This window comes from Leclercia tamurae (genome assembly GCF_025566055.1).
GTDB classification, from domain to species: Bacteria; Pseudomonadota; Gammaproteobacteria; order Enterobacterales; family Enterobacteriaceae; genus Enterobacter; species Enterobacter tamurae.
The window spans coordinates 403,251-428,305 of the sequence record NZ_JAMHKS010000078.1 but is presented as its reverse complement, the minus strand read 5'-3'; the positions used below and the strand labels follow the sequence as shown (position 1 = coordinate 428,305).

General features: G+C 54.0%; 26 protein-coding genes and 1 pseudogene. 21 read left to right on the top strand and 6 right to left on the bottom strand.

Translation table 11 applies throughout. The features are described 5' to 3' along the window. Positions 1–13: 13 nt before the first annotated feature. The gene (locus M8318_RS22000; RefSeq protein ID WP_262664513.1) at positions 14–904 is read left to right on the top strand and encodes a LysR family transcriptional regulator; all 891 of its coding nucleotides are present in this window, start codon (positions 14–16) and stop codon (positions 902–904) included. A gap of 8 nt (positions 905–912) precedes the next feature. On the opposite strand, the gene M8318_RS21995 is transcribed toward M8318_RS22000, so the two are convergent. After that, complete coding sequence (locus M8318_RS21995) at positions 913–1,941, bottom strand: Mal regulon transcriptional regulator MalI (protein ID WP_262664511.1); 1,029 nt, start codon at positions 1,939–1,941, stop codon at positions 913–915. Between the two features lie 178 nt (positions 1,942–2,119). Here M8318_RS21995 and malX point away from each other — a divergent pair, with 178 nt between their 5' ends. Together malX and M8318_RS21985 are read left to right on the top strand one after the other, a co-directional pair. Then, positions 2,120–3,712: a maltose/glucose-specific PTS transporter subunit IIBC gene (gene malX, locus M8318_RS21990; protein WP_262664509.1), complete on the top strand. Its 1,593-nt coding sequence runs from the start codon at positions 2,120–2,122 to the stop codon at positions 3,710–3,712. Between the two features lie 49 nt (positions 3,713–3,761). Next, positions 3,762–4,934, top strand: a complete 1,173-nt coding sequence (locus M8318_RS21985; RefSeq protein WP_262664507.1) for a MalY/PatB family protein — start codon at positions 3,762–3,764, stop codon at positions 4,932–4,934. Between the two features lie 533 nt (positions 4,935–5,467). On the opposite strand, the gene M8318_RS21980 is transcribed toward M8318_RS21985, so the two are convergent. After that, on the bottom strand, positions 5,468–6,253 hold the full coding sequence (locus tag M8318_RS21980; protein ID WP_144839628.1) for an IclR family transcriptional regulator: 786 nt from the start codon (positions 6,251–6,253) through the stop codon (positions 5,468–5,470). A 149-nt stretch (positions 6,254–6,402) separates the two neighbouring features. Between M8318_RS21980 and M8318_RS21975 the strand changes: the two genes are divergently transcribed. Then, positions 6,403–7,995: an MFS transporter gene (locus M8318_RS21975; protein WP_262664504.1), complete on the top strand. Its 1,593-nt coding sequence runs from the start codon at positions 6,403–6,405 to the stop codon at positions 7,993–7,995. A gap of 10 nt (positions 7,996–8,005) precedes the next feature. Next, positions 8,006–9,034, top strand: a complete 1,029-nt coding sequence (locus tag M8318_RS21970; RefSeq protein ID WP_262664502.1) for an HlyD family secretion protein — start codon at positions 8,006–8,008, stop codon at positions 9,032–9,034. Between the two features lie 254 nt (positions 9,035–9,288). Here the strand turns inward: M8318_RS21970 and pdxR are convergent, their stop codons facing one another. Then, positions 9,289–10,668, bottom strand: coding sequence for a MocR-like pyridoxine biosynthesis transcription factor PdxR (pdxR, locus tag M8318_RS21965; RefSeq protein ID WP_262664500.1), 1,380 nt, complete (start codon positions 10,666–10,668; stop codon positions 9,289–9,291). 109 nt (positions 10,669–10,777) lie between these two features. On the opposite strand from pdxR, the gene M8318_RS21960 reads away from it, so the two are divergent. The 3 genes from M8318_RS21960 to M8318_RS21950 are packed head-to-tail and all read left to right on the top strand — an operon-like array spanning position 10,778 to position 12,314. Continuing rightward, complete coding sequence (locus M8318_RS21960) at positions 10,778–11,203, top strand: GNAT family N-acetyltransferase (RefSeq protein ID WP_262664497.1); 426 nt, start codon at positions 10,778–10,780, stop codon at positions 11,201–11,203. Between the two features lie 10 nt (positions 11,204–11,213). Continuing rightward, a complete protein-coding gene (locus M8318_RS21955) occupies positions 11,214–11,819 on the top strand; it encodes an FMN-dependent NADH-azoreductase (protein WP_144839696.1) in 606 nt (201 codons plus the stop codon). A gap of 15 nt (positions 11,820–11,834) precedes the next feature. Beyond that, on the top strand, positions 11,835–12,314 hold the full coding sequence (locus M8318_RS21950) for a carboxymuconolactone decarboxylase family protein (protein WP_059308010.1): 480 nt from the start codon (positions 11,835–11,837) through the stop codon (positions 12,312–12,314). A 246-nt stretch (positions 12,315–12,560) separates the two neighbouring features. Here the strand turns inward: M8318_RS21950 and M8318_RS21945 are convergent, their stop codons facing one another. Both M8318_RS21945 and M8318_RS22685 read right to left on the bottom strand, forming a co-directional pair. Continuing rightward, positions 12,561–13,010 carry a carboxymuconolactone decarboxylase family protein gene (locus M8318_RS21945; protein WP_144839618.1) on the bottom strand — a complete coding sequence of 150 codons (450 nt, stop codon included), beginning with the start codon at positions 13,008–13,010 and terminating at the stop codon, positions 12,561–12,563. Positions 13,011–13,532: 522 nt separating this feature from the next. Beyond that, a pseudogene (locus tag M8318_RS22685) lies at positions 13,533–13,718 on the bottom strand (hypothetical protein); the annotation flags it as partial. A 14-nt stretch (positions 13,719–13,732) separates the two neighbouring features. Between M8318_RS22685 and xisR the strand changes: the two are divergent. The 3 genes from xisR to add all read left to right on the top strand — a co-directional run bounded on the left by xisR (position 13,733) and on the right by add (position 16,297). Continuing rightward, the gene (gene xisR / locus M8318_RS21940; protein WP_106993726.1) at positions 13,733–13,951 is read left to right on the top strand and encodes an excisionase family protein; all 219 of its coding nucleotides are present in this window, start codon (positions 13,733–13,735) and stop codon (positions 13,949–13,951) included. Position 13,952: 1 nt separating this feature from the next. Continuing rightward, positions 13,953–15,182 (top strand): tyrosine-type recombinase/integrase, encoded by a 1,230-nt coding sequence (locus M8318_RS21935; RefSeq protein ID WP_262664493.1) that lies wholly within the window; start codon positions 13,953–13,955, stop codon positions 15,180–15,182. Positions 15,183–15,295: 113 nt separating this feature from the next. Then, entirely contained in the window at positions 15,296–16,297 is a 1,002-nt protein-coding gene (gene add, locus M8318_RS21930; protein ID WP_262664491.1) for an adenosine deaminase, read from the top strand. Positions 16,298–16,330: 33 nt separating this feature from the next. Here add and M8318_RS21925 read toward each other — a convergent pair whose 3' ends face one another. Then, a complete protein-coding gene (locus M8318_RS21925) occupies positions 16,331–17,371 on the bottom strand; it encodes an oxidoreductase (RefSeq protein WP_262664489.1) in 1,041 nt (346 codons plus the stop codon). 245 nt (positions 17,372–17,616) lie between these two features. On the opposite strand from M8318_RS21925, the gene blr reads away from it, so the two are divergent. The 10 genes from blr (at position 17,617) to nth (ending at position 24,970) form a co-directional block, all read left to right on the top strand. Continuing rightward, positions 17,617–17,775 (top strand): division septum protein Blr, encoded by a 159-nt coding sequence (gene blr / locus M8318_RS21920; protein WP_181247264.1) that lies wholly within the window; start codon positions 17,617–17,619, stop codon positions 17,773–17,775. Positions 17,776–17,975: 200 nt separating this feature from the next. Further along, a complete protein-coding gene (gene ydgT / locus M8318_RS21915) occupies positions 17,976–18,191 on the top strand; it encodes a transcription modulator YdgT (protein WP_032617854.1) in 216 nt (71 codons plus the stop codon). 83 nt (positions 18,192–18,274) lie between these two features. Next, a complete protein-coding gene (locus M8318_RS21910; RefSeq protein ID WP_262664487.1) occupies positions 18,275–18,715 on the top strand; it encodes a DUF2569 domain-containing protein in 441 nt (146 codons plus the stop codon). A 76-nt stretch (positions 18,716–18,791) separates the two neighbouring features. Further along, on the top strand, positions 18,792–19,373 hold the full coding sequence (gene rsxA / locus M8318_RS21905) for an electron transport complex subunit RsxA (RefSeq protein WP_106993720.1): 582 nt from the start codon (positions 18,792–18,794) through the stop codon (positions 19,371–19,373). Continuing rightward, positions 19,373–19,951 carry an electron transport complex subunit RsxB gene (gene rsxB, locus M8318_RS21900; RefSeq protein WP_106993719.1) on the top strand — a complete coding sequence of 193 codons (579 nt, stop codon included), beginning with the start codon at positions 19,373–19,375 and terminating at the stop codon, positions 19,949–19,951. The genes rsxA and rsxB overlap by 1 nt, the downstream gene beginning before the upstream one ends. Continuing rightward, positions 19,944–21,965 carry an electron transport complex subunit RsxC gene (gene rsxC / locus M8318_RS21895; RefSeq protein ID WP_262664485.1) on the top strand — a complete coding sequence of 674 codons (2,022 nt, stop codon included), beginning with the start codon at positions 19,944–19,946 and terminating at the stop codon, positions 21,963–21,965. The genes rsxB and rsxC overlap by 8 nt, the downstream gene beginning before the upstream one ends. After that, complete coding sequence (gene rsxD, locus M8318_RS21890; RefSeq protein ID WP_262664484.1) at positions 21,966–23,018, top strand: electron transport complex subunit RsxD; 1,053 nt, start codon at positions 21,966–21,968, stop codon at positions 23,016–23,018. It begins immediately after the preceding gene. Between the two features lie 10 nt (positions 23,019–23,028). Further along, on the top strand, positions 23,029–23,649 hold the full coding sequence (gene rsxG, locus M8318_RS21885) for an electron transport complex subunit RsxG (protein ID WP_262664483.1): 621 nt from the start codon (positions 23,029–23,031) through the stop codon (positions 23,647–23,649). A gap of 2 nt (positions 23,650–23,651) precedes the next feature. Continuing rightward, positions 23,652–24,338 carry an electron transport complex subunit E gene (locus M8318_RS21880; RefSeq protein WP_262664482.1) on the top strand — a complete coding sequence of 229 codons (687 nt, stop codon included), beginning with the start codon at positions 23,652–23,654 and terminating at the stop codon, positions 24,336–24,338. After that, positions 24,335–24,970 carry an endonuclease III gene (nth, locus tag M8318_RS21875; protein ID WP_262664481.1) on the top strand — a complete coding sequence of 212 codons (636 nt, stop codon included), beginning with the start codon at positions 24,335–24,337 and terminating at the stop codon, positions 24,968–24,970. The genes M8318_RS21880 and nth overlap by 4 nt, the downstream gene beginning before the upstream one ends. Positions 24,971–25,055 lie beyond the last annotated feature (85 nt).

Genomic DNA, 25,055 nt, shown 5'->3' with positions numbered 1-25,055 from the left:
GGGATACGGGATAATGCGACTGGACGATGTGGAAGTCTTCGTTGAAGCGATAAAAGCGGGCAGCCTGGCGGGTGCCGCGCGTCGACTGTCGATGAGCGCTATGGCGGCGTCGCGCTGCCTCAATAACCTGGAAGCCGAGCTGGGGGTCCGACTGGTACATCGCACCACGCGATCCCTGTCGCCGACCAGCGATGGCGAGGTCTTTTTACCCCACGCCCAGGCGCTGCTGGAAGATAAAACCAATGCCCTGGCCGACCTGTTTCCCGATGGCGCCCACCTTTCCGGGCGGCTGCGTATCACCGCCTCGGCGGCGTTTGGCCGCAAAATCATCGCCCCGATGCTGCCCGACTTTATGCGTCAGCATCCGGCCCTGCAGGTCGATCTGCTCGCTACTGACGAGCAGGTGGATATTGTCGGGAAAGGGATCGACGTGGCGTTGCGCATCGCCCCGCTGCGGGACAACCGGCTGGTTGCCCATCGGCTGTATGACAATCCCCGCGACCTGTGCGCCAGTGCCGAATATCTGGCGGCGAACGGCTATCCGCAAACGCTCAGCGATCTGACGGCGCACAGCTGCTTAACCACCTCTGACACGACCCACTGGTCATTCGACCAGGCCGGGCAGCGGAACAGGCAAAAAGTGTCGGGGCGGTTTTCGGCGAACTCGATTGAGGCGATCTTTGAAGCCTGCGTAGGGGGAATGGGGATCGCTAACTTATCCCGCTGGTACGTTGCGCCCGCGCTGGCGCAAGGCCAGTTGGAGCGGATCGTTCTGCAGGATGCCGAGCCGGAAGCGCTGGCCGTCTGGGCCGTTTACCCCACGTCGCGGCTGATCCCTGCGAAAGTGCGCAAGTTTGTCGAGGCACTCGAGGCGCGGCTGGTGTTGAACCCGCTCACGCCATAACCCTGAGGCTACTTCACCGTAACCAGCCGGGCCGATACAATCTGGTGCCCGGCCGGCACGTCGGATTTCTCAATTCGCTGCATCATACGGTCCGCCAGGGTATAGCCCATCTCCCGCGCCGGAGTCGTCGCCCAGACGATAGGCAGATCGTCCAGCGCGTTTTCTGATACATCCGCAAAGGCACCCAGCGCCACCTGATGGCCAAAGAAGGTTTCAACCCCGCCATCCCCGCTCTGGCGTCCGGCGCGGATCAGGCCAAACCAGGCTCCCATGGCGATGACGTCGTTGTAGCAAATCACGGCGCTAATGGTGGGGCTGGCGCGCAGTAACGTGCCGATCGCCTCTGCCGCCTGCTTCTGGCTGGAACCACACTCCACTACCCACTCGCTGTGGAACGGCAGGCCGTATTTGATCAGCGTCGAGCAGTAGCCGCCCACCCGTTCGGCGCGGGTCAGCGACGAGCTTTGGCCACCCAGCCAGGCAATCCGCTGATGGCCGCGACGAATAAGATGTTCGGTCAGCATTTGTGCTGCCTGCATGTTGTCCGGACGCAGGGTGTCGGCTTCGTCCAGATAGCTGGCGCGGGAGGCAAACACCAGCGGCACGCCCTTCTCCGCCGCCCGCTCGCACAGTTCATTGCTCGCCCCGGAGGCACCAGCAACGATCACCCCGTCCACTCCCTGGGTCAGGAGCATATCGAGGCGCTGAAGCAGCTGATCGGCCTCACGCCCGCCGTGGAGCAAAAAGACCATCCGCCCCTGGGCTTCCAGCGCTTCGGTCAGGCCCACCGTCAGTTCGGCATAGAACGGCGAGGTCAGGTCGCGGACGATCAGGCCAATCACCCCGCTCTGCCCACCGCGCAGCGCCGCGGCCTGGCGATTGCGCACAAATCCCAGCTGTTCAACCGCATCGTTGACGCGCTGTCCCGTCGCGGAGGAGATCCGCCCTTTCCCGCTCAGCACCAGAGAAACGGTGCTAACGGAAACGCCCGCCGCCAGGGCGACATCATTGATGGTGATCTTTTTCGCTACAGCCATGTGGTGGCGTGACTCCCTGATAATGAGATCGGTAAAACGTTTTATCAATACGTTATCTTTATACTCTCTGCCAAAGCCTGAGAATGTGATTTAGCGCGCACTAAACTTTGATAAAACGTTTTATCTTCTCGCAACACTGAGGCAGGTAAATCTATTTTAACAATAAAGGAGTCGTTTTATGACGGCGAAAGCAGCACAAAAAATCTCGCTATGGGAATTTTTCCAGCAACTGGGTAAAACCTTTATGCTGCCCGTGGCTCTGCTCTCCTTCTGCGGGATCATGCTGGGGATCGGCAGCTCGCTCAGCAGCCACGATGTCGTTACGCTGATCCCGTTCCTCGGCAACCCTGTGCTGCAGGCGATCTTTATCTGGATGAGCAAGGTCGGCTCCTTTGCCTTTAGCTTCCTGCCGGTGATGTTCTGTATCGCTATCCCGCTGGGGCTGGCCCGCGAAAACAAAGGCGTGGCGGCGTTTGCGGGTTTCGTTGGCTACGCGGTGATGAACCTGGCGGTTAACTTCTGGCTGACTGCGAAAGGCATCCTGCCGACCACCGACGCGGCGGTGCTGAAGGCCAACAACATTCAGAGCGTGATCGGGATTCAGTCTATTGATACCGGGATCCTCGGGGCGGTGATCGCCGGGGTGATCATCTGGATGCTGCACGAGCGTTTCCACAATATCCGCCTGCCGGACGCGCTGGCCTTCTTCGGGGGTACCCGTTTTGTGCCGATTATCACTCTGGTCGTGATGGGGCTGTTTGGTCTGATCATTCCGCTGGTCTGGCCGGTCTTTGCCATGGGCATTACCGGGATTGGCCGTATCATTAACAGTGCCGGTGATTTTGGCCCGATGATCTTCGGTACCGGCGAACGCCTGCTGCTGCCGTTTGGCCTCCAGCATATCCTCGTGGCGTTGATCCGCTTCACGGAAGCAGGCGGCACCATGGAGGTCTGCGGTCACGATGTCAGCGGCGCGCTGACCATTTTCCAGGCGCAGCTGAGCTGCCCGACCACCCACGGCTTCTCCGAGAGCGCCACCCGCTTCCTGTCTCAGGGTAAAATGCCGGCCTTCCTCGGCGGCCTGCCGGGTGCCGCGCTGGCGATGTACCACTGCGCCCGTCCGGAAAACCGTCATAAGATTAAAGGCCTGCTGATCTCCGGCGTGATTGCCTGCGTAGTGGGCGGCACCACTGAACCGATCGAGTTCCTGTTCCTGTTCGTCGCTCCGGTGCTGTACCTCATTCACGCCGTACTGACCGGTCTGGGCTTTACCACCATGGCGGTGCTGGGCGTGACCATCGGTAACACCGACGGCAACGTGATCGACTTTGTGGTGTTCGGGATCCTGCACGGCCTGTCGACCAAGTGGTATCTGGTCCCGGTGGTGGCGGCGATCTGGTTCGCGGTGTACTACGGGATCTTCCGCTTCGCCATCACCCGCTTTAACCTGAAAACGCCGGGTCGCGATACCGATACGGCCACCAGCGTTGAACAGGCGGTGGCGGGCACGGTGGGTAAATCCGGCTATAACACCCCTGCCATTCTGGCGGCGCTGGGCGGTACGGATAACATTACCTCGCTGGATAACTGCATCACCCGCCTGCGCCTGTCGGTGGCGGATATGTCCAAAGTGGATACCAACGCCCTAAAGGCCAACCGCGCCATCGGCGTGGTACAGTTGAATCAGCATAATTTGCAGGTGGTCATCGGCCCGCAGGTGCAGTCAGTGAAAGACGAGCTGGCAACCCTGATGCGAACAGTAGAAGCCTGATGCCTCAGCCCCCTCGCCATGAGGGGGTTTTATTTTAAGGACCAACGTCATGTTTGATTTCTCTACCGTCGTGGATCGTCACGGCACCTGGTGCACCCAGTGGGACTATATTGCCGACCGCTTCGGCGCCGCGGATCTGCTGCCTTTTACCATCTCGGATATGGATTTTGCCACCGCCCCCTGCATTATCGACGCCCTGCAAACCCGCATTGGCCACGGGGTGTTTGGTTACAGCCGCTGGAAGAACGACGAATTCCTCGCCGCGGTGGCCCACTGGTTCCGCCAGCGCTTTCACAGCGAGATTGATACCAGCGCCCTGGTGTATGGTCCCTCGGTGATTTATATGGTCTCTGAGCTGATCCGCCAGTGGTCGAATTCCGGCGATGGCGTGGTGATCCACACCCCGGCCTACGACGCGTTTTACAATGCCATTACGGGCAATGAGCGTCAGGTAGTGTCTGTCGGTCTGCACAACGCAGCGGAAGGCTGGCAGTGCGATATGGCCGAACTGGAAGCAGTGCTGTCCCGGCCACAGAACACCATTCTGCTGCTCTGTAGCCCGCACAACCCGACCGGCAAGGTCTGGACCCGGGACGAGTTAACGACCATGGCTGAACTCTGCGCCCGCCACGGCGTGGCGGTGATCAGCGATGAAATTCATATGGACATGGTGTGGGGCAAGCATAAACATACGCCGTGGTGCGATGTGGCGCAGAGTAAATGGGCGCTGCTGACCTCCGGCTCCAAGAGCTTCAATATTCCGGCCCTCACCGGCGCGTATGGCCTGATCGGGGATGAAACGAGCCGCACGGCATATCTTCAGGCGCTGAAGGGACGCGACGGGCTCTCCTCGCCGTCGGTGCTGGCATTAGTGGCGCATATCGCCGCGTATCAGCAGGGTGAGGCCTGGCTGGATGCGCTGCGCGGCTATCTGGAGGCGAATTTGCAGTATGTGGCCGACACATTAAATGCCGCTTTCCCGACCTTAAACTGGCAGCCGCCGGAGGCGACCTATCTGGCGTGGGTCGATCTTCGCCCGCTCAACATTGACGATAAGGCGCTGCAAAAGGTGCTGATCGAGCAGCAAAAGGTGGCGATCATGCCGGGATATAACTACGGCGACGAGGGGAACGGCTTTATCCGTCTTAATGCCGGTTGCCCGCGCAGCAAGCTGGAAGAAGGCGTTAAGCGCCTGATTGCTGGGATCACCGCCCTGCGGTAATTTATTTGCGCAACGGAATTATCCATTGCGCAAATAGCTTTTTACTCCGTTTTGTTTTTATAATGAGCCGCACATTACAGTTAATGCGTTCAACGTCGTTGATAATCAAGGTTTATCCTTTTATTCAAAAACTTGCATAACCCACAGCACTAACATTATCTCGCATTAACTGACATTTCTCTGCCCCTTTTTGTGTCCCTGTCATGTCTTCTGCCCCCAGCGTGCCCCCACGCCTTCCCCGTTTTGCGTAGCTCCTTCCAGATATCACACTAGCCACGTAACCCCTCCGTCCGCCCTGGCAATATCGCTATCGATCCGTTTGTAAGATTAAAAGGCATGCGCCGCTTATTACATCAAAGGCAGCTATGTGCCAAAAGCGGAAATAGCTAACAGTACTTAGTGTTGATCAACGGGAAGCTGGTCAAGTCCATTACTAACTGATCGTTGTATCTAATATTGGGGCAGGTCGGGCCGAGCCGGGCTGTGCAAGCTGCCTAACAAATTTCGTTGAGAACACTAATTCCTGTTGTTAGTTATTCTCCTACCGAAATTGTTCTTCCAATTTCATTAACTATCGCCTCCTTGCATTGCATGAGTTCTTTCCGATAAAAGGTTTCATGTTTATGGAAACGTGCCGCTGGAACTAATAATGAGATAGAAAAACGACCAAAAAGTGTGTCTAACGCTACTGCTATCGTGCAGACGCCCTCAAGAGTTTCACCCAGATCTATAGCCAGCCCATTGGCACGAACATCAGCGATCAGCTCCAGAAGCTGTGGAAGAGTTTTAACTGTCATTCCGGTTAAATCTTGATAGGCATCGCCTACCAGTATGCGGACATCTTCATCACTTTCCATAGCCAATAACACACGACCGCCGGAAGTACTGTAGAGCGGCAAATTAAGTCCAATACGAGGTACAACACGTAATTCACGTGATGCTACAACGTAATGGACGATTGCCAGCTGGGTACCACTGGCACGTGCCAGGGTCACTGTTTCATTAATATTGGCCGAAAGCTGCTCCAGGAAGGGACGTACAAGATCCACTACATCGCTGTGCACACTGGAAATAAGTTTGAGTAGTGCTGGTCCCAGACGAAGACCACCTGCACCGCTGCTACGCACAAGTTGAGCACTGTCTAAGGCCGCGACAATACGCTGCACCGTTGAACGAGGGAGAGCAACCTCCTGCGCAATTTCCCCCAGACTCATGCCGCCTGGGTGTTTACCCAGCACATTCAAAATTGCAGCTGCACGCGCAATAACCTGAATCCCAGCGGGTTTTTCATCCTCAAAGCTTGAAGCGTTTACGACCATATAGAGCTCCTTATTTTCCGGTGACTGACAGCCTGTTACCTCAGTCCATCTATTAATTATCACATTGCAATGGACGCTACCACAATGTAAGATGCCACAATGTACCATAATGCGGTACATCGTATCGATTTAATGCACGAGAACTTTGTATGAATGCACAGCGTTCTACCCAACCCTCGCCCCCCTTTACCTGGCGCCTTGCAATGGGGTTTGTGGGTGTACTGATTGCAGCCTTGACCTCCGGACTTAATGGTCGGGTTATAGATATAGCGCTTGCGGATGTGCGTGCCGGAATTGGCGTGACTTATGATCAAGCCATTTGGTTCACATCTGCCTACCAGGCCGCGGAAGTAGTGGCGATGATGATCGCACCATGGTTTGCTGTGACTTTTTCGCTGCGTAAATTCGCGCTTGCTTGCGCTGGCGGTTTTATGGTTTGCGGCATACTTTTACCCTTACTGCCGAATGCGCCGTTGTTTATTCTCTTGCGAACGATACAGGGCCTGTTTAGCGGCGCACTCCCTCCGTTACTCATGACAGTGGCGCTACGTTTTCTGCCACCATCGTTAAAACTTTATGGACTTGGAGCTTATGCTCTGACTGCGACTTTTGGTCCAAATGTGGCCCCTTCACTGGCCGCATTCTGGACAGATGATGTGAGCTGGATGTTCATGTTCTGGCAAGTGGTCCCCGCCATTTTGATTTCGATGCTATTTATTGGCTGGGGTTTGCCGCAGGACCCGATTCACCTCGACCGATTCAAACAGATCGACCTGTTCGGTATGCTTACCGGCTGTTCTGGTATGGCGTTTTTAATAATCGCCATCACTCAGGGTGGACGTCTGGACTGGTTTGAATCGCCGTTATTTAATGGACTGTTATCCACCGCCATCGTCTGCCTGGTGATTTTTCTGATTAATGAATGGTTTCATCCCCTTCCTTTGTTCAAATTACAGATGCTGGAGAGAAGTAACTTTTCATATGGCCTGATGGCGCTCGCTGTAGTATTGGTAATGGCGCTGGCTGGCTCGGCTTTGCCGTCCAATTTCTTTGGCAAAGTAGAGGGCTTTCGAACAGCGCAATTTGCGCCGCTGGCTTTGACCATTGGGCTCCCTCAGTTAATTATCACCCCACTTGTTGCCGCACTGCTTAGTCTGCGCTGGGTTGATTGTCGCTGGCTGATAGCTTTCGGGATTGCTCTGATGATTTTCGCCAGCCTGATGGGTATGCAGATAACCAGCGACTGGGCACGCCAGAATTTCTGGGCCATACAGGTTCTGCAGGCGATTGGATTACCGTCAATTATTTTACCGTTGCTTATGAGCGCAACCAGCGTTGTGGCTCCCCCGGAAGGACATTATGCCTCTGCTATGTTCAATACCGTACGGGGTTTTTCAAGCATCGCTGCTGGCGTTTTAGTGGAATGGTTTATAAACCACAGAGAACAATTTCATTCTAATGTTCTGGTCAATAACGTAGCCAACCGCCCATGGTTGATATCGACACCGATCAGTGAGCAGGCCAGCAGTAACATCCCTTTATTACACGACGGCAGCATCAGCAACACCGAGAACATCGCGGGATTTATCACCTTATTAAAACATCAGGCAATTGTTCTGAGTCTGGGCGACAGCTATCTGCTGATGACTGGCTTTGCCGTCCTTCTGTTATTGCTCACCGTCTGGCTACCAAAACGTGTCTGGCCGCCCCAGACACGCTTTCAACCTGCCATGACAAAATAGAGGTGGTTAAATGAAATTTACTGTATCCAGAAGAACGATTCTACTCAGCGGATTATTAATCCTGATGTTGACGATGATATTTTTCGTCTGGTCGACAATGCTGAAAAATGATACCCGTACCAATGATGCCTATGTAAATGCGGATTACACACTGGTAGCACCAAAAGTCTCGGGTTATATCAAAAATATCTATGTGGCAGATAACCAACGCGTTAAAGCAGGGCAAACACTGGCCATGCTGGATGACCGTGACTACAAAATAGCGCTTGAAATGGCGCAAGCTAATTTGCAGCTTAGTGAAGCAAAACACCTGAGTAGCCTTGCACAACTGGAGCAGCAACAATCCATTATTGCCCAGACAAAAGCGACCCTTTTAGCCAGTCAGGCGTCGGCGCAGTACGCCAGTCAGAACGCTGAACGTTTTAACAAGCTTTATCAAAGAGGTACCGTCGCTGCGGACGATCAACAAAAAGCCCATTCAACGCAGCGTTCTGCATCCGCAGTCGTTCGTCAGAACGAAGCTGCTCTGACCTCAGCAGAAAAACAGGTAGGCGTGTTGAGGGCTGCATTACGTCAGGCGGAAGCCGATGTTGCAGTCGCGCAGGCGAAAGTCAGTCAGGCGAGGCTTAATCTTTCTTATACGCGTATTGTTGCACCAGTCGATGGGATGGTAGGCCAGCGTTCGGTGCGCCTCGGTGCCTACGTTAACGCAGGGACACGTCTGCTGGCCGTGGTTCCGCTACATCAAACTTACATCACTGCCAATTATCTTGAAACACAGCTGGCAAATGTTCAGCAGGGGCAGAAGGTCTTAATTAAAATTGATGCCATGCCTGGCAAAAAGTTTACTGGACATGTCGATAGTATCGCTCCTGCAACCGGCGCAACGTTTTCAGCCATCCAGCCAGACAATGCAACGGGTAACTTTACTAAAGTCGTCCAGCGTTTACCGGTGAAAATAGTGCTGGATGGTAATCAACCCGCTGCAAAATTATTGCGCGTCGGGATGTCAGCCGTTCCTGAAATTGAGGTCCGCTAATATTCCATATATACTCAAAAAACCGCTTTATTTTTGAATGCCTGGCTTATAAACGGTGTTCCCGTTATCTATACATAATTTCCTGTAGGAAATAAAGGGCACTGACACCAGGCTAACTTCATGTTACTAACGCATGTACCATCACGATTATATTTAGTCGACCCTCATTTACAGAGAGTGATCGACTAAATTTTTTTTCGGGCAACAATACTGGTAAACAATAGGTTATTCTTCACGCCTAGCTATCAAAATACTTAATGCTGCATAAGCGCCAGTGTTTTTTCCTTAACCCGCTGCAAAATTTTCTTCGCCTCTTCGGTTGAACGAATATTGGTGTATCCAATGACTAATCCATAACGTTTTTGTGTCTGCGCATACCAGCTCGAGAGTGGCCGGACGTAAAGCTCGTGCTGTGTCCATAAGGCAGCTAATGCAGTATCTTCAATGCCACGTTGCTGGAAGGCAACAATATGCATCCCGCCATCTGTAAGCTCAAATTCAAATAACCCTGGAAAGGTCGTTTCAATTGCTTCAAGCATCATGCGACGCCGCTGCTGGTAGAGTAAGCGCATCTTTTTTATATGCCGATAGAAGTGTCCTTCACTAAGGAATTGTGCAAGGATTTTTTGCGGTAGTAATGGCAGGCCCGTTTCAAGGATTTCGCCCAGTTCACTGAAACGGGCTACCGTCTCCTGTGGTATTACCATATAGCCGATACGCATAGCTGGCATTATCGTTTTACTAAACGTACCGGTATAAATAACCCGGTCATGCATATCGAGGCTTTTCAACGCCGGGATTACTTTTCGTGTGTAATGAAACTCTCCGTCGTAATCATCTTCGATTATCCAGCTACTGTTTTGCTGTGCCCAGGCCAGCAGCTGATGCTTACGCGGTAATGAAAGGCTAACTGCGAGCGGACTTTGATGAGTGGGCGTAACGATAGCGAAGCGTGCATCATTGTGATAGCGCTGAAGAAAATCAACATCCATGCCCTGCCGATCAACAGGTATATAGTGCAGATTGGATGCCATTCGCTTCAATAATTGCTGACCATAAAAGTAGCCAGGATCTTCAAACAGCACTTTATCGTCAGGCTGTGCAAGTACCGACAGAATTAACCGTAAGTTGGCCCGATAGCCACTGGTCACAAAGATTTGCTCCGGTCGGCAATTCAGTCCTCTTGAAATATTGAGATAACTTGAAATGGCCTCACGTAGCGGCTGAAAGCCCATTACCGGGGGCATGAGCATTTCTTCTGGACGAAGACTTCGCGCCGCTTTTCCCGATATTAGTAACCATTTTTTATGGGGAAATTCATCCAGGGCAGGGATTCCGAGCCTCAGATCACCCTTCCTTTCAGTAATCTGTGTTTTAAGTGAACAAGACGATACAGCGTTGTCTGCGCTGACCGTTGAAGTTAGCCTGAGCTCCGGATTTATATAGGTCCCCTTTGCCCCCAGACTCACGAAATAGCCTTCTCCAATAAGAATTTCATACGCAGTTTCTACCGTTTTTCGCGCTACCTGCAACTCGCTTGCTAGCGAACGAATCGAGGGAACGCGCGCTCCCGGTTTCAGAAGACCGTCCTGAATCTGCTGACGATAGCGGGCATAAATCTCTTTGTACCCCATTAAATGCACCTTTAGATGTCCTACTAATTAATTCCAATAATGGCCCTTTTTAACCAGACATACAAGATTAAGATATGGCTATTAACTAAGCCACTCAATATGAGGCGTCATGAAGATTGAACATTACGACACCGCTACTGACCTTGCTCATTGCTTTGCGCTGATGCGGGAACTACGCAGCAAACTGACGAATGAGAAACAATTTATCGCCCAGGTACAGCGCCAGCAGGCGCAAGGCTATCGGCTTGCAGGACTGGAGCAAGATGGCAAACCAATAGCGCTGGCCGGTTATCGACTGCTCGAAAATTTTATTCACGGGCAATTCTGTTACGTCGACGATCTGGTAACAGTGAGCGAGGCTCGCGGTCAGGGGATGGGTACAACGCTGTTGAATCACTTAGCGGTAATCGCACGTGAATACGGTTGTGGTCAGATGGTCCTTGATACCGCCATTAGTAATTCAGGAGCCCAGACATTTTATCAGCGTGTCGGATACACCGCCCTCGGCCTGCACTTTTATCGCGATCTCACCTGAGGAAAAAATGATGAAACTACTTCACATTAAAGTCAGTCCGGATTTATCAGGATCGGCATCCCGTGCGGCTTCTGAACGCCTGGTAGAAAAATTACGTGCGCATCATGCCGAGCTTGAAGAATCAGTTCTGGACCTGGCTCAACGACCGCTACCACATCTTGATGCATTTACCATTGCTGGTTTTTTTACCCCACCAGACCTACGCAGTGAAGCTCAGCTCACCGCTATTAAGACTTCGGAACAACTGGTAGATCAGCTTTTTGATTGTGACACACTGGTTATCTCATCACCGATGTGGAACCTCGGCCTGCCTTCGGTGCTGAAGGCTTGGTTCGATCATATAACCCGCGCCGGACGAACTTTCGCCTTTACGCCAGAGGGCAAAAAAATAGGACTAGTCAGCGGCAAAAAAGTGTATTGCGTTGTCGCCAGCGGCAGCGTATTTGCCCACGGTCCATTTGTAGCAGATGACCAGTTCACGCCCTACATTCGCGTAGCGCTTGAATATATTGGCATTACCGACGTGCAATTTATTCGGGTAGACGGCACGCATGACCCCGTCGCTCGTACTACAGCGTTACCTCATGCACTGCAAACCATTGATCGTTTATTTTAAAAAGAGGATTACAATATGTCGTCACGTGTGAATCATTTTAAAACCATTCCTGCACTGGCTAAAACACTTGCCGATGCTTCTATGGCATTAGGAAAAATCTCACTGGATAAAAAACTTAAGCACTTAGTGGATATCCGTGCCTCACAGCTGAATCATTGTGCGTTTTGTCTGGATATGCATGTTAAAGAAGCAAAAATGCATGGGGAGCGTGAACTGCGTCTTTATCACGTTGCAATCTGGCGGGAATCGCCATTGTTCAGCGCCAAAGAGAAAGCTGCTCTGGCACTGACTGAAGCGTTGACACGCATTGGTGATAATGGTGTAAGCGAAGCGCTTTACAGCGAATTGCGCGAACATTTCTCTGAAGTGGAAGTATCAGAGTTAACATTCACCATTGCTGTAATCAACGCCTGGAATCGTCTCCAGATTTTATCACAGATGGCACCAGGATCGATGGATAGCGCTTACGGTCTGGATCGTGCTGAATTACATTAATAAATATCCGTCAACAACACTTCTTGTTGGCGGCTTTATTTTTTGTTTATAAGCTTACATATGTTGTAATAATCGCACACAAATAGTATTCATAGTGTATTTTTAACCTAATATTATACATTCTTAAAAGAATATTAAGATCGATTATATTCATCATTAGCTGTTAAAAAAGTAAAAACCGCCTTTCGGCGGTTTTTACTTTGGGGGAAATGAGTAACCAATCGAGAGAAGAAAACGAATGGTAATTTATGCCTTGGCCAGCGGCTTCATTCGAAAGCTGACGCCCATACGATTAAGTGCATTCATTGTTGCAATAACGATGGTCAAATCGACCAAATCTTTTTCACCAAATACTGAAAGCGCTGCAGAATACGCTTCATCCGAAGCATGTGTCTCACTTACTCGGGTAACTTCTTCAGCCCATGCCAGTGCCGCTTGCTCCAGATCCGAGAATAAATATGTAGCCTCCTCCCATACGGGAATCAGAACTATTTTCTCTACCGACATGCCACACTTTATAAGATCGCGGGTGTGAATATCAATACAATGCGCGCAGCCATTAATCTGAGATACTCTTAAAAAAACCAAATGTATTAACTCTTCCGGGAGATTTGTTCCTGTTGTGGCGAAATGATGCAGAGTTCCCAGTGCCTTTGAGCCTTCTGCAGATACCTGGAACCAATTTGGACGTTTCATTCGTTTTCCTTTAGAAAGTGTTATTTGATTGATTTATCCACGGAAATATGCCTCACCTTCTTCAGAAGGGTTACTGATGGATACTTCAGTGTTAAGCCATCATAATCAAAATTGACATATAAAAAAGACACAAAGGAGAGGAAAACGCGTAGGACATGATAAAAATGGAATGCCATGAAACTAATATGGGTTTAACTTTGATTCCACAATGATGATTGTTTGAATGGCCAGTTTTAGTCTTTATGCAGAAATGGCACCTGAGGATGTGACTTGGTGAAGGCCTGCATCATTATGGTAAAAAAGGTGCAGGATACATTGTCGGAACACTCTTTCTTTTGGCTGAACTGACGATTACCAGCAGGTTAAAGCCTGGCTATCCCAAACGACAATCGACGTTCCCAGGGAAGAAATGTTTAATTCATATGTAATGAAATTCGTTCTGTACGTCCACCTCTCGCTCATAGCGGACATAAAAACTCATTAGGGAGGATCATCTGAGCCTCCCTAACTACGCACCGCTTCTTAGACCGGGCACTTATCACTATCATCATCTGCACTGTTGATGAAGAACGTCACCCTGACCATTACGTCAACTTCTTCCGCCGCTGCCCCCTCGATTGCCTCGCCATCATCCGTGATTAAAGCCTTACCTCTGAGCTTAGCGAACTGAGTCCTTCCACCGCTGAGGATCAGCAGAACCTGTCCCTGTACCTGAGGTGAATATGGCACAGGTGATTTTTAACGAAGAGTGGGTGGTGGAAGCGAAGCTGTGCGAGAGAACGGGGCTCTCAAAGCGGCAGGTAACTTGCTATCGCGCTCATCGCTGGATTGAAGGTATCCATTTTAAGCGTGTCACCCAGACTGAAGGAGACAACAGCTCTCCCCGGGCGACACTTTGGTACAACTTCCCAAAGATAAACAGTTTCGTTCAGGAGCAGTGACGTGGCGCCAACGGGTGTTGAAATTCACAATGGCAAGATTCGGATATGGTTCATTTATAGAGGGGTTCGTTGCCGGGAAACTCTTAAAGGTTGGCTGGTGACAAACGCCAACCTTAAAAAAGCAGGTCAGCTCAGGGCGAAGATCACCAGTGATATTCAGATGGGGGTGTTTGATTATGGCCTGCAATTTCCTGTGTCTAAGGCGGCTAAAAAATTTTCTACCACGCTAAGGATCAATACCTTCCAGGAGCTCTGTGACGAATACTGCGGAACCAAAGAGCTGGAGATGAGCTACGCATCGGCGCGAAACATGCAGTCCATAATCAAGATACTGCTGCGGATCGTTGGTAGCGAAACTCTGATTACCGATATTCAACAGATCGACATTCTGAGATACCGGAAGGAGTTGTTGCTGGGGGATGTGCGCAATGAGGCCGTGCCACACCTGAATAAAACGGGCCGCGCTCCAGCGACGGTAAACGAGCAAATACGCACCTTGTGCGCCATGCTGAAATTTGCCAAACGTAGCCAGATTATTTCCAACAGCCCTTTTGAAGACATTCCGTCTTTGAAGCGGCCAAGAAAAGCACCCGATCCATTTACGATGGAAGAATACGAGCGATTCATTTTGGTGTTACCGGCTTCAGTCGTTAACTTATGGAAAGTGGCATTTTACGCTGGTCTTCGTCATGGAGAGCTTTGCGCGCTCGGATGGGATGATGTGGATCTGATTAGTGGAAAAATCCACGTCAGTCGGAATCTGAACAACTACGATCAGTTCGGGCCACCCAAAACGTCTGCTGGTGAACGTACGATTACCTTACTTGAGCCTGCCCTCGAAGCGTTAAGAGATCAGTTTGATCTGACGGGTGCTGACCAGGCGACAGAAATCACTTTTCATCATCGTGCTTATGCAAGTACTGAACGGCAGCATGTACGGTTTGTGTTTCGTCCGGTGATTAAATTTGCCGTCCCAAATCCCTATTATTCAAAAAACGCTCTGGGCTACAGCTGGAAACAGGGCTTGAAAAAAGCGAGCATACGCAGCCGCGTTCCTTATCAGTCTCGCCATACTTACGCGTGCTGGTTGTTGTCTGCGGGTGCGATCCCTTCTTTCATCGCCAGTCAGATGGGACACGCAGACGCCAGTATGGTGTATAAAGTTTACTCGAAATGGATGTGTGATAAAGACCGGGATCAGGTGGAGCTTTTAAACAGCAAATTAGGCTGATTGCCCCCTATATGCCCCTTTCATTCTGCAGGTATCTGAATTTCTCAGCATTTTTAATAGGTTAATTAACTGTAGTATAATGGCCCGCACTTCTACTAATAAAGAGTGCGACCATGATTGATACCACCCTCCCGCTAACTGACGTTCATCGCCACCTTGATGGCAACATCCGCGCCCAGACCATCCTTGACCTTGGTCGTCAGTATAATTTAACCCTGCCCGCACAAAGCCTTGAGACATTGATCCCACACGTGCAGGTCACGGAGAACGAGCCGGATCTGGTCAGCTTTCTGAGCAAACTCGACTGGGGGGTAAAAGTGCTGGCCTCGCTGGATGCCTGCCGTCGCGTCGCCTTCGAAAATATTGAAGATGCCGCGCGCAACGGTCTGCACTACGTCGAGCTGCGCTTCTCCCCGGGCTACATGGCGATGACCCACCAGCTGCCAGTCGCAGGTGTAGTAGAGGCTGTGATTGCTGGCGTGCGCGAAGGCTGCAAGACCTTCAATGTGGAAGCGCGCCTGATTGGCATCATGAGCCGCACCTTCGGGGAAGAGGCCTGCCTGCAGGAGCTTGAGGCTCTGCTGGCCCACCGGGACCAGATCACCGCCGTGGATCTGGCGGGCGACGAGCTGGGCTTCCCGGGCAGTCTGTTCCTCTCCCACTTCAACCGCGCCCGCGATGCAGGCTGGCACATCACCGTTCATGCCGGTGAAGCGGCGGGTCCGGAGAGCATCTGGCAGGCCATCCGCGAGCTGGGTGCCGAACGTATTGGTCATGGGGTGAAGGCGGTCGAAGACCCGGCCCTGATGGACTTCCTGGCGGAACAGCGTATCGGGATTGAATCCTGTCTGACCTCAAACATTCAGACCAGCACCGTGGCGACGCTGGCGCAGCATCCCCTGAAAACCTTCCTCGAGCACGGGGTGATGGCCTCGCTGAACACCGACGATCCGGCGGTTCAGGGGGTGGATATTATTCACGAGTATACGGTTGCCGCCTCGCTGGCTGGGCTCAGTCAGGCACAGATCCGTCAGGCGCAGATCAACGGTCTGGAGATGGCCTTCCTGACCCCTGCCGAGAAGCAGGCGTTGCGCGATAAGGTCGCTCGCGGATAAGAAAAAGCCCCGCTGATGCGGGGCTTTATTTTTTTAAGCGAGACACAAGGTGGCGCGATGCTTCGCGGACTCTATTCCCAGCTCGATCAGTTCCATAATCTGAATCGCCTGGCTGGCCGGGACCGGGTTTTCCCCGTCACCGTTCAGCGCATCGCGAATACCAGCATAATAGGCCGGATAGTTACCCGGCAGCGTCAGCCAGGTCTCTTCCACACGCTCTTCCCCTTCAACGCGGGTCAGCACGCCGTCACGCATGTCGTAGCCCCAGTCTTCCTGCGGCAGACGCTCGCCGTTCTTGAGACGATCTTCCTGCGGGTCGAGACCAAACTTCACGTAGCTGCCGCGGCTGCCGTGCACGATATAGCGAGCCGATTCCGCCGCCGCCATCAGGGTGCCATGCAGCACCACGCGACGCTGCGGATAGCTCAGGACGGCGTGGAAGTAGTCGGTTGCCTGTGCGCCTGGGCGCAGCTGGGCCAGATCGACGTTGAGGCTCACCGGCAGACCGAACAGGTTAACGGCCTGGTCAAGCAGATGCGGGGCCAGATCGTACCAGATGCCGCTGCCCGGGCCCGCCTGCTCACGCCAGCGGTTACGCACCTGGGGACGGAAGCGATCGAAGTGGGATTCAAAGAAAGCCACTTCCCCAAGGGAACCGTCGGCAATCAACGCCTTCACGGTCAGGAAGTCGCTGTCCCAACGGCGGTTATGGAAGACGGAAAGCAGTTTGCCAAGGCTTTTTGCCAGCGCGTCCAGCTCCCGGGCCTGTGACAGTGTCACGGTAAAAGGTTTATCCACCACTACATGTTTGCCCGCCTCCAGCGCCGCTTTGGCCAGCGGGAAGTGGGTGTCATTCGGGGTCGGGATAACAATCAAATCGATATCAGGATCGTTAAACAGATGCTTCGGCTCGGAAACCACCGGAACCGTCGGCCAGTCGGCATGCACTTTTGTTGCATCGCTGCTGGAAATCGCCGCCAGCTCCATCCCCGGGGTGCCGTCAATCAGCGGGGCATGAAACGTTTTACTCGCATAACCATAACCTATTAATCCAACACGGATTTTATCGTTCATGAAGTCGCCTCTCATCTTTTGACACCCATATTTCACACCATCTCTTATCTGGTCACAATAGATTAATCCGGGGTTTCGCGCCTTACGGCGACACATGCAATCAGTAATTTCTGATTAACAATTATAACTCGCTGAATACAATCGCAAAACATCACTGCAAAGCGCTTGCCCGACAGCATTGCGCGCTGTAAAATTCTTTATCTGTATTTATGGATAAAACAAAATAACGAATCATGACGACAATTATTAATCGAATTATTGAGTTAGCCGGTTGGATTGTGTTGGGGGTGTCAGTGATATTGCTGGGCGTCGCCAGCCATATTGACAACTATCAGCCGCCGGAGCCGGTCAACAGCGTCACTCACGCTAAGCCGCATGCACTACTCAAAAATAGTGACATATGATGTCAGTTGCGTATTGCCAGCCGTCATGAACAGCGTTAATCTTCATCGCCAGGCGTCGACCGACGCCTGATTACACCAGTAAAGAAAATTCTTATTTTTGCCGATGCGCTTTGGCAACTGTTTACGTCTTTTTTGAACCGTTTATTATTCGCTCGAATTACTCCTTTGGTATCACTCCTCTTATATGGAAAATTATTAATATGACTGTTCAGGACTATTTATTAAAATTTCGCAAAATTAATTCCCTCGAAAGTCTGGAAAAATTGTTTGATCATCTGAACTACAGCCTGAGCGATAACCAGGAGATTATCAGCATGTACCGTGCCGCAGATCATCGCCGCGCTGAGCTGGTCTCTGGCGGACGTTTGTTCAACATTGGCGAAGTGCCTAAGTCCGTGTGGCGTTACGTGCTCTAAGAGGGTAGTCATTCCCCGGAAATGTTATATACTCTCGCCCCTGCAAATTTGCAGTTTGCGCTGTTACTCAATTGGGAGAGAACATGACCACAATGGCTGGAGAAAGAATTGGCGGCTGGTTACTGGCTCCGCTTGCCTGGCTGCTGGTAGCTTTATTAAGCGCCTCGCTGGCGTTGGTCCTGTACACCACGGCATTAATTACGCCGCACGCGTTAAAAACGCTGGGCGCGCAAAATACCGTTAATATTGTCATGTGGTTTATTTCTTTCGCCTTCGCGATTGCGATGTGGTACTACACGCTCTGGCTGACCATTGCGTTTTTCAAACGCCGTCGCAGCGTGCCTAAACACTATATTATCTGGCTGCTGGTCTCCGTATTACTGGCCGTGAAAGCCTTTGCGTTCTCGCCCGTCTCCGATGCGCTGGCGGTGCGTCAGTTACTCTTCCCTCTGCTGGTGACCGCGCTGTTTGTGCCCTACTTTAAGCGTTCGGCACGCGTGAAGAACACCTTTGTGAACCCGTAATAACCTTACAGTTAACCTGTTGTCGCCTGCGGTGGTTTGTCCGATAATAGGCGGCTTTTTTATTTCAGGCTGAATAATGACCGATTACTTACTGCTCTTTGTCGGCACGGTGCTGGTAAACAACTTCGTCCTCGTGAAGTTCCTCGGCCTGTGCCCGTTTATGGGCGTGTCCAAAAAGCTGGAAACAGCGATGGGGATGGGGCTGGCGACCACCTTCGTGATGACCCTTGCCTCGATCAGCGCCTGGTTGATTGACACCTGGATCCTGATCCCCCTCGGCCTGATCTATCTGCGCACGCTGGCCTTTATTCTGGTTATCGCGGTGGTGGTGCAGTTCACCGAAATGGTGGTGCGTAAAACCAGCCCGGCGTTATACCGCCTGCTCGGCATCTTCCTGCCGCTGATCACCACCAACTGTGCGGTGCTTGGCGTGGCGCTGCTCAACATTAACCTTGGGCACAATTTCCTGCAGTCGGCGCTGTACGGCTTTTCGGCTGCGGTCGGCTTCTCGCTGGTGATGGTGTTGTTTGCGGCGATCCGCGAACGCCTTGTCGCCGCCGATATCCCGGCACCGTTTCGCGGTAACGCCATCGCGCTGGTTACCGCCGGTCTTATGTCTCTGGCCTTTATGGGCTTTAGTGGTCTGGTGAAGTTGTAATGAATGCAATCTGGATCGCCATCGCAGCCATCAGCGTACTGGGGCTGCTTTTTGGCATCATACTCGGTTACGCCTCACGCCGCTTCGCGGTTGAGGACGATCCGATCGTTGAAAAAATTGATGAGCTGCTGCCGCAAAGCCAGTGCGGGCAGTGCGGCTTTCCTGGCTGTCGCCCCTACGCCGAGGCGGTGGGCAACGGCGGGGAGAAAATTAACCGCTGTGCCCCCGGTGGCGAAGCGGTAATGCTGAAAATTGCCGCGCTGCTGAACGTTGACCCCCAACCGGTCGATGGCGATGAGAGCGCGCAGGAGCCGGTTCGCATGCTGGCGGTGATCGATGAACCCAACTGCATCGGCTGTACCAAATGTATTCAGGCCTGTCCGGTGGATGCCATTGTCGGCGCGACGCGCGCCATGCACACCGTGATTGAGGATCTCTGTACCGGCTGCAACCTCTGCGTTGCCCCCTGCCCGACGCAGTGCATTGAGTTACGCCCGGTAGCGACGACGACCGACAGCTGGAAGTGGGATCTTCAGACCATTCCAGTGCGCAATATTCCTGTGGAACAACATGCTTAAGTTATTTTCTGCCTTCAGAAAAGAGAAGATCTGGGATTTCGACGGTGGTATTCATCCGCCGGAGATGAAAACCCAGTCCAGCGGCACGCCGCTGCGCCAGATCCCACTGGCGAACCGTTTTGTTATCCCGCTCAAGCAGCACATCGGTGCTGAGGGCGAGCTGTGCGTTAAGGTCGGTGATCGGGTATTACGCGGCCAGCCGCTGACCTTTGGTCGCGGGCGTATGCTGCCGGTGCATGCCCCAACCTCCGGCACCGTCGCGGCGATTGCTCCGCACACGGTGGCCCACCCTTCTGCCCTTTCCGAGCTGTGCGTGGTGATTGACGCCGATGGCGAAGACCGCTGGATCGAACGCGACGGCTGGAGCGATTTCCGCAGCCGCAGCCGGGAAGAGCTGATTACCCGCATCCACCAGTCTGGTGTCGCGGGGCTGGGCGGCGCGGGCTTCCCGACCGGCAACAAGCTGCAGGGCGGTGGCGATAAGATCCAGACCCTGATTATTAACGCCGCCGAGTGTGAGCCGTACATCACCGCCGACGATCGTCTGATGCAGGACTGCGCCGCGCAGATCGTCGAGGGTATTCGTATCCTGGCCCATGTTCTGCAGCCGAAGGAAGTGCTGATCGGCATTGAAGACAACAAGCCGCAGGCGATCTCCATGCTGCGTGCGGTGCTGGCGGGCAACCACGATATCAGCCTGCGGGTGGTCCCGACCAAATACCCCTCCGGTGGCGCCAAACAGCTGACCCAGATTTTAACCGGCAAGCAGGTTCCGCACGGCGGACGCTCCTCGGATATCGGCGTGTTGATGCAGAACGTCGGCACCGCCTATGCGGTGAAACGCGCCGTTATTGACGGCGAGCCGCTGACCGAACGCGTCGTCACCCTGACCGGGGAAGCCGTCAGCCGCCCTGGCAACGTCTGGGCGCGCCTGGGCACGCCGGTTCGTCATCTGCTGGACCAGGCCGGATTCTGCCCGAGCGCCGAGCAGATGGTGATCATGGGCGGGCCGCTGATGGGCTTTACCCTGCCGTGGCTGGACGTTCCGGTGGTAAAAATCACTAACTGCCTGCTGGCTCCGTCCGCCAGCGAGATGGGCGAAGAGCAGGAAGAGAAAGGCTGCATTCGCTGCAGCGCCTGCGCCGATGCCTGTCCGGCGGATCTGCTGCCCCAGCAGTTGTACTGGTTCAGCAAAGGACAGATCCACGACAAAGCGAAAGCCCATAACCTGGCCGACTGCATTGAGTGCGGCGCCTGCGCCTGGGTCTGCCCGAGCAATATCCCGCTGGTGCAATACTTCCGCGTCGAGAAGGCCGAAATTTACGCCATCGCCCAGGAAGAGAAACGCGCTGCCGAGGCCAAAGCGCGCTTTGAAGCCCGCCAGCAGCGTCTGGAGCGTGAAAAAGCCGCCCGCGAAGAGCGCCATAAGAAAGCCGCGGTTCAGCCTGCGGCCAAAGATCAGGATGCGATCGCTGCCGCCCTGGCCCGCGTGCGCGAGAAGAACGCCACCGCCGCCCAGGATGTAGTGATCCCGGCCGGGGTTCGTCCGGACAACAGCGAGGTCATCGCTGCCCGCGAAGCACGTAAAGCCGAGGCCCGCGCGCGTCAGGCCGAGAAAGCCCAGACCACCGCCGCGCAGCCAGAAGCCGATCCGCGTAAAGCCGCGGTCGAGGCCGCTATCGCCCGGGCGAAAGCCCGTAAAGCGGCCCAGCCGGACGAGATTCAGTTAGCGCCGACGCCGGTGGACCCACGTAAAGCGGCCGTCGAAGCGGCGATTGCCCGTGCGAAAGCCCGCAAAGCGGCGCAGACGGACGAGACGAAGGCAGAACCAACACCTGTCGATCCGCGTAAAGCCGCGGTCGAAGCCGCCATTGCCCGTGCGAAAGCACGTAAAGCGGCACAACAAGAAGAAGAACCTGCGGCCAATGACGATCCGCGCAAGGCGGCAGTCGCTGCTGCTATCGCGCGCGTTCAGGCGAAGAAAGCCGCACAGAAGGCAGTCAACGAGGATTAAATGGTTTTCAGAATCGCAAGCTCCCCTTATACCCACAACCAGCGCCAGACATCGCGCATTATGATGCTGGTCTGTCTGGCCGCGTTGCCGGGCATCGCCGTTCAGGTCTGGTTCTTTGGCTGGGGTACGCTGCTGCAGATCGTTCTCGGCTGTGTGAGCGCGCTGGCGGCGGAAGCCCTGGTCCTCAAACTGCGTAAGATGGCGGTGAGCAAGATCCTGGCGGATAACTCTGCCCTGCTCACCGGCCTGCTGCTGGCGATCAGTATTCCGCCGTTCGCCCCCTGGTGGATGGTGGTGCTGGGGACCGTCTTCGCGGTGATCATCGCCAAACAGCTGTACGGCGGTCTGGGCCATAACCCCTTTAACCCGGCGATGATTGGCTACGTGGTGCTGCTGATCTCCTTCCCGGTACAGATGACCAGCTGGCTGCCGCCGCACGACATCGCCGCAACGGTGCCGGGCTTTATGGATGCCCTGCAGGTAATCTTCTCCGGCCATACCGCCAGCGGTGCGGATATGAACACCCTACGAATGGGCGTGGACGGTGTCAGCCAGGCGACCCCGCTCGATACCTTTAAAACCTCCCTGCACGCCGGTCACAGCGTGGAGCAGATCCTTAATTACCCGATTTACAGCGGCGTGCTGGCCGGCGCGGGCTGGCAGTGGGTTAACCTGGCGTATCTGGCCGGGGGGCTGTTCCTGCTGTGGCAGAAAACGATCCGCTGGCATATCCCGGTGAGCTTCCTGCTGGCCCTCGCAGTCTGTTCCGGGCTGGGCTGGGCATTCTCGCCGGAATCGCTGGCGTCGCCGCAAATTCATCTGCTTTCCGGCGCGACTATGCTGGGGGCGTTCTTTATTCTGACCGATCCGGTGACGGCCTCCACCACCAACCGGGGGCGCCTGATTTTCGGTGCGCTGGCCGGTCTGCTGGTATGGCTGATCCGCAGCTTTGGCGGCTACCCGGATGGCGTGGCATTTGCCGTGCTGCTGGCGAACATCACCGTACCGTTAATCGACTACTACACGCGTCCGCGCGTGTACGGCCATCGCTAAGGGACTCGCCATGTTAAAAACGATGCAAAAACACGGTGTGACGCTGGCGCTGTTTGCCGCGGTGCTGACCGGTCTGACGGCCCTGGTTAACGGCTTAACCAAATCCACCATCGACGAGCAGGCGGCCCTTCAGCAAAAGGCCCTGTTCGATCAGGTGATCCCGGCGGAGCTCTACGATAACGACCTGCAAAAAAGCTGTTATCTTGTCGAAGCCGCGCCGTTAGGCAAAGGGACCCACCGTATCTTTATCGCCCGTAAAGGGGATGCCCCGGTGGGCGCGGTGATGGAAACCACCGCCCCGGACGGCTATTCCGGTGCCATCCAGCTGCTGGTCGGCACCGACTTCTCCGGCACCGTGCTGGGTACCCGCGTCACTGAGCATCATGAAACGCCAGGGCTCGGGGATAAAATCGAAACTCGTCTTAGCGACTGGATTTTGCATTTTGCCGGCAAAACCATTCACGGCAGTAACGACCCGGCGTTTGCGGTGAAGAAAGACGGCGGTGAAATCGATCAGTTTACCGGGGCGACCATCACCCCGCGCGCGGTGGTGAATGCCGTTAAACGTGCGGGCGTCTATGCCCAGACGCTGCCGGCGCAACTTAACAATCTGCCCGCCTGTGAGGAGTGATCATGAGCCAGGTTAAAGAGGTTATCGTCCAGGGGCTGTGGAAGAACAACTCCGCCCTGGTACAGCTGCTGGGGATGTGCCCCCTGCTGGCCGTCACGTCGACCGCCACCAACGCGCTGGGTCTGGGTCTGGCCACTACGCTGGTACTGACCCTGACCAACCTGTCGATCTCCGCCCTGCGTCGCTGGACACCGTCAGAAATTCGTATTCCCATCTACGTGATGATCATCGCCTCGGTGGTGAGCGTCGTGCAGATGCTGATTAACGCCTACGCCTTTGGCCTCTATCAGTCGCTGGGGATCTTTATCCCGCTGATCGTGACCAACTGCATCGTGGTGGGCCGCGCCGAAGCCTTTGCGGTGAAGAACGATCCGCTGATTTCGGCCCTCGATGGTTTTGCCATCGGCATGGGGGCCACCGGGGCGATGTTCGTCCTCGGCTCGATGCGTGAAATCCTCGGCAACGGTACCCTGTTCGACGGCGCAGACGCGCTGCTGGGCGGATGGGCAAAAGCCCTGCGCATTGAGGTGTTCCACACCGATACGCCGTTCCTGCTGGCGATGCTGCCGCCGGGCGCGTTTATTGGCCTCGGCATGATGCTGGCGGTAAAATACCTGATAGATGAGAAACGTAAGCGCCGTGCTGCCGCCCGCAGCATCGAGGAAGGGATCCCTGAGAAGGCCTCATGAACAAAGAGAAGCGTTTAACTATTTTGCAGCGCCTGCGGGATAACAACCCGCACCCGACCACCGAGCTGAACTTTACCTCGCCGTTTGAACTGTTGATAGCGGTCCTGCTCTCCGCACAGGCCACCGACGTGAGCGTGAATAAAGCTACCGCGAAGCTCTATCCCGTCGCCAACACGCCACAGGCGATGCTGGAGCTGGGCGTAGAGGGCGTTAAAACCTATATCAAGACCATCGGCCTGTTTAACAGCAAAGCCGAGAACGTGATCAAGACCTGCCGCATGCTGCTGGAGCTGCACGGCGGCGAGGTGCCGGAAGACCGCGCTGCGCTGGAAGCCCTGCCCGGCGTCGGGCGTAAAACCGCCAACGTGGTGCTGAATACCGCCTTCGGCTGGCCGACTATCGCCGTGGATACCCATATCTTCCGCGTATGCAACCGCACCAACTTTGCCCCCGGCAAGAATGTCGAACTGGTGGAAGAGAAGCTGCTGAAGGTGGTTCCGGCGGAGTTTAAGGTCGACTGCCATCACTGGCTGATTCTCCACGGGCGCTACACCTGTATCGCGCGTAAACCACGCTGCGGCTCCTGCATCATTGAAGATCTCTGTGAATATAAAGAGAAAACTGACCTCTGAAACCGTCTTACGACGGTTTTTGATGCGCTATATTCCTTACGCAAAGTAAGACTTCCTGCTGATAACACCTTTTACAGGCATTCCC